The 12,704-nt window shown below is 63.9% G+C and carries 14 protein-coding genes; 9 read left to right on the plus strand and 5 right to left on the minus strand.

Going from position 1 to position 12,704, the window contains the following annotated elements; genetic code table 11:
• Nucleotides 1-1,753 (plus strand): 1-deoxy-D-xylulose-5-phosphate synthase (gene dxs, locus VFB18_RS09715; RefSeq protein ID WP_324974216.1); only part of this gene is annotated, 1,753 nt, incomplete at its 5' end.
• 4 nt (nucleotides 1,754-1,757) lie between these two features.
• Here the strand turns inward: dxs and VFB18_RS09720 are convergent.
• Together VFB18_RS09720 and hpnK are read right to left on the minus strand one after the other, a co-directional pair.
• Nucleotides 1,758-2,750, minus strand: coding sequence for a lysylphosphatidylglycerol synthase domain-containing protein (locus VFB18_RS09720; protein ID WP_324974219.1), 993 nt, complete (start codon nucleotides 2,748-2,750; stop codon nucleotides 1,758-1,760).
• Entirely contained in the window at nucleotides 2,747-3,613 is an 867-nt protein-coding gene (gene hpnK / locus VFB18_RS09725; protein ID WP_324974222.1) for a hopanoid biosynthesis-associated protein HpnK, read from the minus strand. The genes VFB18_RS09720 and hpnK overlap by 4 nt, the downstream gene beginning before the upstream one ends.
• A gap of 140 nt (nucleotides 3,614-3,753) precedes the next feature.
• Here hpnK and hemN point away from each other — a divergent pair, with 140 nt between their 5' ends.
• Nucleotides 3,754-5,103 (plus strand): oxygen-independent coproporphyrinogen III oxidase, encoded by a 1,350-nt coding sequence (hemN, locus tag VFB18_RS09730; RefSeq protein WP_324974224.1) that lies wholly within the window; start codon nucleotides 3,754-3,756, stop codon nucleotides 5,101-5,103.
• A gap of 16 nt (nucleotides 5,104-5,119) precedes the next feature.
• Here the strand turns inward: hemN and VFB18_RS09735 are convergent, their stop codons facing one another.
• Nucleotides 5,120-5,881, minus strand: a complete 762-nt coding sequence (locus tag VFB18_RS09735) for a response regulator (RefSeq protein ID WP_324974226.1) — start codon at nucleotides 5,879-5,881, stop codon at nucleotides 5,120-5,122.
• Nucleotides 5,882-6,303: 422 nt separating this feature from the next.
• On the opposite strand from VFB18_RS09735, the gene VFB18_RS09740 reads away from it, so the two are divergent.
• Nucleotides 6,304-6,708, plus strand: a complete 405-nt coding sequence (locus tag VFB18_RS09740; protein ID WP_324974228.1) for a response regulator — start codon at nucleotides 6,304-6,306, stop codon at nucleotides 6,706-6,708.
• Nucleotides 6,708-7,106 carry an Hpt domain-containing protein gene (locus VFB18_RS09745; protein ID WP_324974230.1) on the plus strand — a complete coding sequence of 133 codons (399 nt, stop codon included), beginning with the start codon at nucleotides 6,708-6,710 and terminating at the stop codon, nucleotides 7,104-7,106. Before VFB18_RS09740 ends, VFB18_RS09745 begins: the two co-directional genes overlap by 1 nt.
• On the opposite strand, the gene VFB18_RS09750 is transcribed toward VFB18_RS09745, so the two are convergent.
• Nucleotides 7,103-7,471 carry a hypothetical protein gene (locus tag VFB18_RS09750; protein WP_324974232.1) on the minus strand — a complete coding sequence of 123 codons (369 nt, stop codon included), beginning with the start codon at nucleotides 7,469-7,471 and terminating at the stop codon, nucleotides 7,103-7,105. The genes VFB18_RS09745 and VFB18_RS09750 overlap by 4 nt on opposite strands.
• A gap of 190 nt (nucleotides 7,472-7,661) precedes the next feature.
• On the opposite strand from VFB18_RS09750, the gene VFB18_RS09755 reads away from it, so the two are divergent.
• The gene (locus VFB18_RS09755; RefSeq protein WP_324974236.1) at nucleotides 7,662-7,934 is read left to right on the plus strand and encodes a DUF6455 family protein; all 273 of its coding nucleotides are present in this window, start codon (nucleotides 7,662-7,664) and stop codon (nucleotides 7,932-7,934) included.
• A gap of 84 nt (nucleotides 7,935-8,018) precedes the next feature.
• Here VFB18_RS09755 and VFB18_RS09760 read toward each other — a convergent pair whose 3' ends face one another.
• On the minus strand, nucleotides 8,019-8,261 hold the full coding sequence (locus VFB18_RS09760; RefSeq protein WP_324974239.1) for a hypothetical protein: 243 nt from the start codon (nucleotides 8,259-8,261) through the stop codon (nucleotides 8,019-8,021).
• 45 nt (nucleotides 8,262-8,306) lie between these two features.
• Between VFB18_RS09760 and VFB18_RS09765 the strand changes: the two genes are divergently transcribed.
• The 4 genes from VFB18_RS09765 to VFB18_RS09780 all read left to right on the plus strand — a co-directional run bounded on the left by VFB18_RS09765 (nucleotide 8,307) and on the right by VFB18_RS09780 (nucleotide 12,575).
• A complete protein-coding gene (locus VFB18_RS09765) occupies nucleotides 8,307-8,612 on the plus strand; it encodes a hypothetical protein (protein WP_324974241.1) in 306 nt (101 codons plus the stop codon).
• Between the two features lie 555 nt (nucleotides 8,613-9,167).
• Nucleotides 9,168-10,037: a leucyl/phenylalanyl-tRNA--protein transferase gene (locus VFB18_RS09770; protein ID WP_324974244.1), complete on the plus strand. Its 870-nt coding sequence runs from the start codon at nucleotides 9,168-9,170 to the stop codon at nucleotides 10,035-10,037.
• Complete coding sequence (locus VFB18_RS09775; RefSeq protein WP_324974248.1) at nucleotides 10,034-11,140, plus strand: GNAT family N-acetyltransferase; 1,107 nt, start codon at nucleotides 10,034-10,036, stop codon at nucleotides 11,138-11,140. The genes VFB18_RS09770 and VFB18_RS09775 overlap by 4 nt, the downstream gene beginning before the upstream one ends.
• Nucleotides 11,141-11,270: 130 nt before the next feature.
• The gene (locus VFB18_RS09780; protein ID WP_324974251.1) at nucleotides 11,271-12,575 is read left to right on the plus strand and encodes a GGDEF domain-containing protein; all 1,305 of its coding nucleotides are present in this window, start codon (nucleotides 11,271-11,273) and stop codon (nucleotides 12,573-12,575) included.
• Nucleotides 12,576-12,704: the final 129 nt, after the last annotated feature.

Here is a 12,704-nt window from a genome sequence, read left to right on the forward strand (position 1 = left end):
TAACACCCCGGAGGACAAGATCGTCTGGGACGTGACCCACCAAGTCTATATCCACAAGATGCTGACCGGGCGGAGGGACAAACTCGGCACTCTGCGGCAGTACCAGGGCCTGTCGGGCTTCGCCCGGAGGCTCGAGAGCCCGTACGACACCTTTGGGGCCGGCCACGGCTCCACCGCCCTCTCCGCAGCCGTCGGTATGATGATGGCCAGGGAGCACGAGGGTAAGAACTATAAGGTTGCGGCCATTGTCGGGGACGCTGCCCTGACCGGAGGCATGGCCCTGGAAGCGCTCAATCACGCCGGACATCTCAAAAAAGATCTGCTCGTCATTTTGAACGACAACGAATGGTCGATTTCCAAAAACGTCGGCGCCATGGCCGGCTACCTGAACCGCATCATCACTGGAGATTTTTACAACCGCGCCAAGACCGCCGTAGAGAATATCTTGAAAAGCCTCCCCGCCACGCTGGGAGAGCCCATGCTCAAGGTCGCCCACATCCTCAAGGAGGACATGAAGGGCGTCATCGCGCCGGGTATCTTGTTCGAGGAACTGGGTTTTAATTATGTAGGACCAGTGGACGGCCATAATGTGACCAGCTTGGTCGAACTCTTCCAGAAGATCCGGAACATGAAAGGCCCGGTCCTGCTCCATCTCATCACCAAGAAAGGCAAGGGGTACGAACCCGCGGAAAAAAATCCCGGCTGGTCTCACGGCGTAACACCTTTCAGCGTCGAGACCGGGGCCCCGGCTAAAGCGTCTACAGGAACGAACTATATGAACGTTTTTGGTGACGCGCTTATCGAGACGGCCAAGAAGAACCCCCACGTCGTTGCCATCACCGCGGCCATGGCCGACGGCACGGGCCTGGCCAAATTCGCCAAAGCCTTCCCGGACCGCTTTTACGACGTGGGCATGGCCGAACAGCACGCCGTGACTTTCGCTGCGGGACTGGCCACTCAGGGCGTACGTCCGGTGGCCGCCATCTATTCCACCTTTCTCCAGCGCGCCTACGACCAGGTGGTTCACGACGTGGCCATTCAGAACCTCCCGGTGCGGTTCGCCATGGACCGTGCCGGTCTCGTCGGCGCCGATGGTCCGACCCATGCCGGCTCGTTCGATCTCGCCTATCTCGGTTGCCTGCCCAACTTCGTGATCATGGCGGCGAGCGATGAAGCCGAGCTCAGGCACATGGTCGCGACTCAGGTTGCGATCGACCAATGTCCCTCGGCCGTGCGCTATCCGCGCGGGGAGGGCACCGGCATCGAGTTGCCGAAGGAGGGCGTGGTCCTTCCGATCGGCAAGGGCCGCATTCTGCGCGAAGGCACCTCCGTCGCCATTCTGTCGCTCGGCGCGCGCTTGGCCGAAGCGTTGAAGGCCGCCGACCAGCTCGCGGGCTTCGGGCTGTCGGCGACCGTCGCCGACGCGCGCTTCATGAAGCCGCTCGACCGCGAGCTCATTCGCGATCTGGCCCGCAACCACGAAGTTCTGGTGACGGTCGAGGAGGGCGCCGTCGGCGGCTTCGGCAGCCACGTTCTGCATTATCTCGCCGAGGCCGGGCTTCTAGACCGCGGGTTGAAGATCCGTGGAATGGTTTTGCCTGACGTGTTCATCGATCACGGTCAGCCTCATCAAATGTACGAAGTGGCCGGCCTCAATGCCTCGGCCATCGCCCATACGGCGATGGGGGCTCTCGGAGAAGAAAGCGAGGCGCCGTATCGCACCGCATCGATAGCGCCCATCCATCGCCTCTAGGCGATCAGCCTGACGATTTTGCGCCGCGCGTCCTTGCCCAGAGCCGCCGCGTCTCGACCGTCTGCCAGGTCACGAGGCAGGGCAGTCCGGTAACGAGCTCGCGCCCGCGCTTCAGCAGGGAAAGCGCGAGCGCCACCTCCGGCGACAGGCCGAACATTGCCCCAAGGAGAATGTAGCCGCCCTCCTGGATACCGAGCCGTGCTGGGACGACGAAGGAAGCGGTGCGCAACGCAAAGGCGATGCTCTCGAGAATCAAGGCGTCGGACCAGGCGATCGCGTGCCCCATGAAATAGAGCCCAGCATAGGCTTCGCCCGCGCCGGCCGCCCAGGCGGCGAGATGAACCGCGCCCGAGGAAAGCACGCGGGCGCGATGCCGGTAGATAGCCTGGATGCCGGCATGGATCCCTTCGGTGTCGGGCAGCACTGTCCACGCCCATTTGAGATCGAGCCTCTCCGGCAGGCGCTCGAGGAAACGAAACAGGCCTTGGCGTTGCGCGAGAATAAAGCCCGCCGCGGCAAGCACCGAGAGTGCGATGCCCGTGACGAGCCACGGGCCGATTTCGAGCCCGCGATACCATGTGATCAGGAGCGCAAGGCCGAACAGGGTGAACACGATTTGGCTCAGGAGCTCGAGCGTGAGATCGACGACGATGCTCGCGCCGGCCATACCGGGCCTGACGCCGGCGAGCGCCAATTCGCGCGCGCTAGCGATCTCACCCGCCGTCGGCAAAAGCGCGATGAGGTTGCCGATGCTTTCCCGCAGCCAGCGCGCCCACAAGCAGATCAAAACGGCGCGGGGCGGCGCGTCGAGGATCACGATGCGCCAGGCGACTGCGCAAAGGAGAAGGCAGACGAGATAGATGCCGATCAGCGTGGCGAGTCCCTGCCAGCCGACGGCGAGCGCGGCATCGACGACCTGGCGCCAGCCGAAATGGACGATGAGGATGGTCGCGACCGTGAGTCCGAGCAGCGCGCCGATGATGAGGCCAATTCTCATGAGACCGCCGCGCGATAGGTGAGCGGCTTGAGACCCATCGCGCCCATCCTGGCCTTGACGGAAGGGCTGAGCAGAGCGCGAAGCTCGGCTTCGGGCTGGTAGGAGGCAGGAAGGGCGTCCGGTCCGTCCCAGCGCCGCGTTGCCGGATGGCAGTAGATCTCTGAAACTCCTTCCGGCAAATGACCGAGGAGCCGCAATACGCGGGTCTCGGTCATCGCTCCGCTGTCGTGCAGCCCGAAGACATGATCGTTGGACTTCATGCCGTGGTTTGCCAACCAGCCGCGAATTCGGTGCGCCTGCACAGCATAGAACAGAGAGCCTGCCAAGCGGCCGAGAATGCGGTCGCGATTGGCCTGGAACGATGCGGCATAAGGCTCGTAGGGGAGACGCAACGGAGGATTGCCGAAGTCAGGCGCAAGCCGCGCGATGGCGTCGAGCACGACCGGGTGCAGGTGGAAGTGCCGGTGTCCGTTAATGTGGTCCATGGGAAGACCCGTCTGGCGGAAGCGCCCGAACTGAGCCTCGATCTCCCGCTTGGCCTGGTCGCGGAGGCGCGGCGACGCGTAGAGAGCGATGCCGAAGCCCACGGCGTCATTGGAAAACCTCCCATCGGGCCCGACCAGACCCGGCACCGCCTCGGGCGGCAGGACCGGGCGCCCGTTGAGCAGTGTCAGGTGCAGCCCAACCCCCAATGCCGGCAGCCTGCTGGCCCGCTCGACGGCGTCCGCGGCCTCGGGAGCTCCCACCATGAGGCTTGCAGCCGACAAGATTCCGCTGCAATGCGCCTGCTCGATCGCCTCGTTCACCGGTAGCGCGACGCCGAAATCGTCAGCCGTGATGATGAGCTTTCTGTCGCTGCGCATGACCCGCCACGATTGGCCTTGAAGCCCTCGCGGCGCCAATTAGCCTGCCCTGCTTCGCTTGTCGAATCGAGGGAGAAGCTCGCCCGCATCCGTATTTTCCCGAATAGGCAAGGCGGTCTTCACCCGCAACAATCGGCTTCATGACCGGTCTTTTGGATAAATACGCGACGGCGACAGTCCCCCGTTACACGAGCTATCCGCCTGCGCCGCATCTCCGCGCGGGCTTTCCTGCCGCGACCTATCGCGATTGGCTCTCGCGCCTCGACCCCGCGCGTTCGCTCTCGCTTTACCTCCACGTGCCGTTCTGCCGGCAACTTTGCTGGTACTGCGGCTGCAACATGAAGCTCGCCTCGCGCTACGAGCCGGTCGCCGCTTATGTCGAGGCGCTTATTGCCGAGATAGCCCTCATCGCCGGCATTTTGCCGGGCCGCTTCGCGGTCTCGCATCTCCATTTCGGCGGCGGCACGCCAACCGCGCTCGAGCCCGACGATCTTGCCCGTGTCATGGAGAACATCCGCGACCGCTTCGACATCTTGCCCGATGCCGAGCGTGCGATCGAGAGCGATCCGCGCACGCTGACCGATGCGATGATCGCGACGCTCGGCGCGCTCCGCTTCAACCGCGCGAGTTTCGGCATCCAGGAGTTCGATCCCAAGGTTCAGGCGGCGATCAACCGCATCCAGCCGTTCGAGATGGTGGCGCGCGCTGTCGAGGGTTTGCGCGGCGCGGGCATTCCGAATATCAATTTCGACCTGATCTACGGTCTGCCGCACCAGACGGTGGACTCGCTCGCGCGGACCATCGCCGCATGCCTCACGCTGAAGCCGGACCGGATCGCTCTGTTCGGTTATGCACATGTGCCGTGGATGGCGAAGAAGCAGCGCCTGATCGACGAAGCGGCCTTGCCTCGAGCGGCCGAGCGCGCGGCGCAGGCCGCATCGGCTGCGTCAGCGATCACCGCCGCCGGGTACCTCGCGATCGGTCTCGATCATTTCGCCTTACCCGGGGATTCGCTTGCCAAGGCCGCTATAGCCGGGACGCTCAGGCGGAACTTCCAGGGCTATACCGACGACGCCGCCGAGACGTTGATCGGATTGGGAGCCACCTCGATCGGTCGCCTGCCTCAGGGCTATGTGCAGAACATCGCCGAGCCCGGCGCCTGGGCGCGCGCCGTCGGCGATGGCGTCCTTCCCATCGGGAAGGGTCGCGCCTTCGCCGGCGACGATCGTATCCGCGGTTATGTTATCGAACGGCTCATGTGCGACGGCTTCGTCGACCTCGCGAGCGCAGGGACCCGGTTCGGACAACCGGCCGACTGGTACGCCGACGCGCTCCCCTTGCTCGAAGAGATGGCGCAGGACGGGCTTCTCGTGCTTGACGACGCAAGACTGCGCATGACGGAGCTCGGATGGCCCCTCGTGCGCGTGGCGGCCTCAGCCTTCGATCTGTATCGCCGCCACAGCGCGGCACGGCACTCGGTCGCGATCTGAGTCCGCTTGCCGCTGCCTAGGATGCGGCCCTCGCGAATTCGACGGCGATCCCGTCCTTGGTATGGCGAACCACGCGGCCCTCGGTCCGCCCGACGCGCACGCGCTCGCCGATCGCCGGCTGCACATCGAGCTGAAGCGCGGCGCCCGTCAAGGAAAGATTGATGACCTTGCAGTCGAAGATCTGGCCATTACCGAGTGTGATCTGAGTCATTCCGCGGGCGATCCTCATCCGTTGCGATCGCCGCTCCTCAGCCGGCGAACGTGGCAGCTGGGCACCCTCGTCGGCAAGCATGACCGGGGTCGGCTCCGTCATCGAGCCGCCCGCCTCCCGGTTGCGCCACGCCATGTAACGCTCGAAGTTCTCGACCACGCCGCACAAATGGACGATATCGATCGGCTTCGCGATCACGAGATCGAAGATATGCCAATTGTCCGGGTGCTTCATGAAGCCTTCGACATCGCCGGTCATGCCGATGAAACGCGTGCCCTTCGGATCCTCGCCCAAGGACTTAAATCTCTTGACGACATCCAAGCCGTCGATCTTCGGCAGGTGGAAGTCCATCAGAACGATGGCGTAGCGGCGCTCGCGCAAGGCTTGGAGAGCCTTCTCGCCGTCGTCGACCACATCAACCTGGTGCCCACGCTGAGACAGAAGAAATCTGAGCAGGTCCTGGGTGACGGGACTGTCCTCGGCCACCAAGATCGAAAGCTTGGCGTTCGCCGAACCCGAAAGGGTCGGCGCCTTGGCCTGATCTTCAGCGGTGCGAAGCAAAGACATAATACCCCTTTGCGCTTAGGCTGTGGCTGCAGCCGTCCCGGTGCTCTGTTCGTTGGGCGTACACCCATACGTAGGTGCGACATCGCCGGAACGCACGTTGCGAGTGTATAGAGTATGCACTTAGGGTGAACACTCGGTTAGCCTCGGCTCGATTTGCGCCGCCGACATCGCAGAAGGCATTAGATCCAAATAGTGTGATTCAAATTTTAATGACGGCGGTTTCGTTGCGTTAGCCACGCAGTGCGCAGAATTTATTGATAATTCGCGTGTAATGATGGGCGCCAAGAAGAACCGCGAGCCGCCCCGGATGCCGTTGAAGAGGCATGCGTCAAAGGCGTCCGATTGGTCGAGGGTCCTTTGCAACATCGGCTAGCCCTGGCGCTTCGCCCCGGGCCTGCCGGCACAGGGTACAGGGGGGTTGGATGGCTACCAGTCTGAAGCGCATCACCTATGTCGAGGATGAGCCCGACATTCGTTCGCTCACGGAATTCGCTTTGACCAAGCTCGGAGGCTTCAGCCTCGACGTTTGCGGCAGCGGCCCCGAGGCGATCGAGCGCACGCCGGATTTTCATCCCGATCTCATCGTGCTCGACGTCATGATGCCCGGCATGGATGGCATCGAGACGTTCAACCGGCTGCATTCGATTCCCGGCCTCGCCGACACCCCCGTGGTTTTCATGACGGCACGAGCGATGAAGCACGAAACCGATCGGTATCGCGCCTGTGGCGCCGCCGACGTGATCGAGAAACCGTTCGATCCGCTCTCGCTGCCCGACCGCCTCGAGGCCATCTGGCAACAGGCGAACGCGACAAGGCAGGCGGCCTGATGACCGTGCAAGAGGAGCTCCGCGCGCTGATCGAGCGGAACTACCTCAAGCTGTGCGAGCAGCTTGACGCGGTGACGCGGCTTCTCGTTGAGCGAGTTCCGGCCTCGGCGTTAGACCCCGCCTCGATTGCTGCCGCCCAGGGGCTGACCCACCAATTGAGGGGAGCGGCCGGCACCATCGGCTTTGGCCAATTGAGTGCCGCTGCCGCGGAGCTCGACGAGAGTCTCAGCCGGCTCCTGTCCGACGAGAGCCCGGTTGCTGCCGACCGGTTCGAGCGGTGCTTGGGTTTGCTTGTTGCGCTCCGTCGCATCGCCGAACAGACGACCCCCGCCATGTCGGCCCTTTATCGTGCCGACCTGGCGTCCATGGTGCCGCCAGCGCAGTGCAGCGCGGCCTAAGCCTCGCTTGACGTAAAGAACAGCCAAGCCATCAGGGCAACGCCGAGGATCGCGACCGCCGAGCCCGTGGCGACAATCACCACGCTGCCCGTCAGCGCCTGTTGCAGCGTGCCCGCGATCATGAGCGCGGCGCCGCCAGCCGATAGGAGGAACTGAGCTTTGGCGAGGCCTCCTCTCTCGAGCCGCGGCCATAGGCGATAGATTGTGCCGAACACCGCCATCAGCACGAAGCCCGGCAGGAGGATCGCCACATGCGTGTCCTTATACTGCAGCGCATTGGTGGCTCCCATCCAGAAGCCTTGCACCATACCGGCGAGAAGCAGCAGAAGCGCGAGCGCGAAATAGGTTTTGCCGAGATTTTTCATTGCCATATCCCTCCAAGGTCATGATTCGGTCCGTCTAAGCGGAGTTACGGAGCAACGCGTCCCGCGGATGCAGGGCCGCGACCCGTCTTGATCTGAATCAAGGAGAAGGCTGCGCGTCTCCTTAGCGTGGAGGTTGCGCGAGTGCCCAAGTTACAAGAGGCAACGGCAAGCCGGGACGGGGAGGCACGTTATGTCGAGCGAAACGGACAAGCCGCCGACCGCACGCGAGATGATCGACCGTCAGGGCCTGATGGACGACATGATGGAACGCTGCGGCGTCGATCTGCTCAGTGTCATCGCCAAGGACGGCGGACAGTCCTATGTCAGGGCGCGCTCGCACTGCCGCGGCTGCGCGTCCGTCGCCGTCTGCCGCGACTGGCTGCTTGAATGCGATCCCGCATCAAACGAGCCGCAGGAGTTCTGCCCGAATTCGGGCTTGTTCCGCCTCCTGCTGGGCGATTAGCCAGGCTCAGCCAATGCCCGGACCGGGCTTCAGCATCATGAGGCCCTGCGCCACCATGTCGGCCTCGAGGTGGCAGCCGGCGCCTTATTGACCTGGACCGCCGGCGCTCCGGGCGCGGATGCGCTCCCCGTCATTGGCCGTCGCCTGATCGCCTTCGAGCACAAACAGCGGAAGCCCCGAGATCGCGGATGGTGCGCTATCGCGGATGGTGCGCTCGAGCAGCGTCGTCTTGCCGGCTCCCGGCGATGACACGAGATTCAGCGCGAGGATCTCCCGGCCAGCAAGCCAAGCCCGGTTCCTTGCGGCCAGTGCGTCGTTCTTGGCCAAAAGGCGTGCCTCGAGGGCGACCATCTCACCGGCATGTTCAGGATCATGTCCATGAAGATGCGCATGGCTGCGACCGGGTCTGTTTGCAAGCCCATGCTCGTGGTTGTGGCGATCAGCATCGCCATGCGCATGCTCGTGTGCGTGACCGTGGGGATGGCTGTGGCGCGTGCCGTCGGCATGAACATGCTCATGCTCGTGGAGATGAGCCTCGCCATGGGCGTGCTCGTGCCCATGGGTGTGCCCATGCACATGGGGGTGGGTATGAGAAAGGCAGGCATGGCCATGCTCATGCTCATGGAGATGAGCCTCGCCATAGGCGTGCTCATGCCCATGGCCGTAGGCATGGCATGAGCAGCCGCCGTGAACATGCTCATGCCCATCATGGTGAGGCCCGCCATGGGAATGGTCGCGGCCATCATGGGGATGGCCGTGATGCGCGCCGTCGGGGTGAATAGGCCCATTATCTTCATGGTGCCGAGAGTCGGTCTCGATAGCAAGCAAGGTCGCTTGGCGCCGTTGCCATGGCCGCAAGCTCAACCCGGGCCAGCGCGTGTTCAGGTTGGTTAAGGTGGTCGCTCCAGGACAGCGCGTGGTGGCGCAGTCCGAAGCCTCGCGAATCCCTCGCTCTCTAACGACAAGCGCGCCGTTTACCAGACGGGACGATGCGGCTTACGCCGTATCCCTCGATGTCCCTCCTTGTTCCCAGCGGCACAATCGATGCATGTCCCGGCCCATTAACCGCCGATCACGGCGTTAACGTTTCAAATTGCTTCACGATCGGCGATAGGGAGGCAGCCGGTGGACATCATCGATTGCAATCATTCGACCATCACCGGACCGGAACAGCCCGCATTGCGCCGACGCTTGCGCGCGGGACTGGCCAGGTGGCGGAGGAAGGCAACCGTCATGCTGAGGCGCGGGCCGGTTCGTCCTTCGCCACGCGCAGCCGCGAGCGAGAAAATGGGGGTGATCCTCCACAGTGAAACGGCCGCGCAGCGGGTTGCCGGTCCATCTGAGCGTCATGCAAGCCTGGATGCGCAAAGCATCCTCGAAGGCTATCGGCGCGGTCTCCTGATCCAGCACCACCCCGAACGGGCCGGATGGGTATCCCCGGCGAGACGCGAAGCGATCGCGCCGCAGGAGTTCAGGATCGGATCGCCGCTCCGCCGCCTGCTGAGAGATCGCATTTTCAGCGCGAGCTTCGATGAGGATTTCGCCGGCGTGATGAGCGCATGCGACGCTGCGGTTCCGGCCGAGGAGCGACTGACCCCTAATCTTGCCAGTGCCTTTTTGACACTGCACCGCGATGGGCACGCCCATTCGGTCGAGGTCTTGTCGCCCGACGGCACATTGGTCGGCGGTCTCTACGGCATTGCCCTTGGCGGGGTGTTCTTCGCCGAGGCGAAGTTCGAGCACGCGAGAAAGGCCTCCTCTGTCGCGCTTGCCGTCTTGCATCATCATCTGAACCATTGGGGCTTCGTGTTGCGCTCGGCGCGGTGGTCGCCCCCGCGCGGGGTTCATATGGTCGGCCGCGAAATCTTTCAGATGTTGCTCGAGGCCCACGCCAGACACGAGCATCGCATCGGGCATTGGGTCATCGATCCCGCACTCGACACTTACGCGTGGAGCGTTCGCCCGCGCGTTGCCTGCCGCAGGCCGCGCGACGGTTCGCTGCCGCCACTCTCGGCGCGTGCGATGGGGCTCGCCGGCCATTCGCAAGCGAGCGGCTTGGCTCACCCCCAGACGGCGGCTTGGCACGCGGAGCCTGGGCCATGAGCATGGCGCACGTGCCGCGACAGGAGAGGGGCCAACGCCCTTCTGCACGCGACAGCACCCAAGTCCTCATCGATAGCCATGCGGCGAAGGAATGGGACGACCTCATCTCCGAGTTCGTCGACGTGAGCTACGACCAGACGGCCGCGTTCTCGAACCTCCGTTGGGGTGAGGGACGGCTCGGCGAACTGGTGCTGGTCGAGCACGGCGAGCCGGTGGCAGGCGCGCGCATCGCCATTCTGACCCAGCCGGGATTGTCCCGGGGGCTTGCCTATCTCCGCGGCGGCCCCTTCTGGCGTCGCCATGGCGTCACCCCGGACCCCACCCACTTTCGCGCCGTTATCGATGCCGTCAGGGCCGAGTATTGCCTTCGCCGCGGACATCACCTCGCGATCACGCCGAGGTTCCACCCGGAATTCTCCGTGATCGAGGCGAAACTGCTTCAAACCGAAGGATTCCGCGCTCGCCGCGTCTCGCCCGATCCACACCGCTATTTCGTCAACCTTGCGATCGACCGCGAACGGCAGATGGACAGCCTCGATCAGGGCTGGCGGCGCAATCTCCGCAAGGCGCTCGGGCATGACCTCGAAATGACTCTCGGCGACAGCGAGGCCGACATCGAGCGCTTCATCGGCCTCAACGTTTCGCTCAAGCGGCGCAAGCGCTTTCACGACCAGGGCCATGCGCTGCTCTTGCCCGAGCTTGCACGCTCTCTGCCACCGACGCTTCGCCCGAAGATCGCTCTCGCCTATCACCGCGGCCGGCCGGTGACGGGCGCTGCCTTGCTGCTGGCTGGCGACATCGCCCAGTATCTCTTCGGCGGGAGCGATGAGGCGATGTTGGAGCTGAACGCGGGCTACGCACTGCAATGGTGGTTGGTCGGGCGCCTCTCGGCCCAGGGGTACAAATGGTACGACCTCGGCGGCGAAAGCTTGAGCGAGGGCTTGCGCCGGTTCAAGCGCGGTCTGGTCGGCAAGGAAGGGCGCATCGTCGAGGCCAATGTCGATTACGAATATTGCGGCAGCACGACCGGCCGCATGGTCGCCGAAATGATGTTCGGCATGCGCGCCGCTAAGCGCTTCTACATGAAGCTGCTCAACGCCTGACGACGTGCAGCATCGCTAAAATTTCGCTCAATTTGTCGCCGGCGCGTAAAGCCCATCGTGATGAAGGTTCGATTACTGTCCCGGCGCGGGGGTGATCCCACGGGGGGACGAATTCCCCGATATCATTTGCTTGACTGCGTCTTTGGTCGTTCCGGGGCACACGATCATGCATCTCGACATGCTGACGATGTCGGCCGCAAGCATCACCGTGACCGTGGTGCTGGGCCTCGTTCTCATTTTCACCTGGGCGCGCGAGCGCGAGAGCACGTTCGTCGGCTGGTGGGGATTCGCGCTTCTGCTCCAGGCCGCGGGGGTCATCATCGCCGCGCCCTCCTCGCTGCAGAACGACATCGACCTCGTCACTTTCGGTACCGCGCTGATGGTTTTGTCGGAAGCGGTGAAATGGCAGGCCTCGCGGCAGTTCGCCCATCACCGGGTCAGCGTCGCTTGGATGCTGTTCGGACCGCTCGTCTTCCTCACGCTCGCTCATACCGGCTATCTTAGCGGCTTCGATAATCGTCTCGTGGTCATCTGCACGCTATCGGCGGTCTACAATTTTGCCGCCGCCTTCGAGCTCTCACGCGTCGATGGCGAACCTCTGCCCTCGCGCTGGCCGACCGTGGCGCTGCTCATCGTCAGCGGGCTGAGTTGCCTTTCCTGGCTCCCGCTCAACGTCATCATGCCGATCCACGAAGTGGTGGCCGTGTTCTCGTCGAATTGGTTCCCGACCGTCATTCTGCTGACGCTGCTGTTGCGCATCGCGCTCGCCTTCGTCGTGCTCTCGATGGCGAAGGAACGTCAGGAGATGGAACAGCGCACCAACGCCTTGACCGATGCCCTGACCGGCCTTCCCAACCGGCGCGCTCTGTTCGAAGCTGCCGACGTTCTGGCGCAGGAGCGGGCGGCGTTGGGCGGTCCGATCTCGGTCCTTATTTTCGATCTCGATCATTTCAAACAGATCAACGATCGCTTCGGGCACGCGCAGGGCGATCTCGCCCTTAAGCTGTTCGCCGCCAGAGCGAAAGAATGCCTGAACGGCTCAAGCATCGTCGCGCGATTGGGCGGTGAGGAGTTTGCCGCCATCCTCCCCGGCGCCGATGTGGGCGCGGCGCTCGAGCGGGCCGAAGCGGTCCGTCGCACCTTCGCCAGGTCGGCCGCGATCATCGACGGCGAGCCCGTCGGCGCAACGGTGAGCGTAGGCGCCGCCTCCGATTCCGGGCTGCACAGCGACCTCAACGCTCTGTTTCGCAGGGCCGACGCCGCGCTCTATGTGGCGAAGCGCGGCGGTCGCAACCGGGTCGAATATTTGGGCCCGGAGGACGCGGTTTCGTTCGATGAGCTCGCAGGCTCGGTGCGTGCCGCCGAGCGCCTCCTGACGCCTCTGCCACCGGTTCTGCCGACGCACGAATATGCCGAGACGAAGCTGACGGCTTGAGCCGCGCGGCTTCAGCGCCGCCTCCCGCTGCCACTCACATCACGCCAGGCCAGTCCCCGAACCCTGGCCCGGCAGGGCCTGGGGGCTCAAGCTCGATTGTGACAGTAAGACGACTGATCTGGCGCAATG

It is taken from the genome of Methyloceanibacter sp. (assembly GCF_035650995.1).
Lineage (GTDB): Bacteria > Pseudomonadota > Alphaproteobacteria > Rhizobiales > Methyloligellaceae > Methyloceanibacter.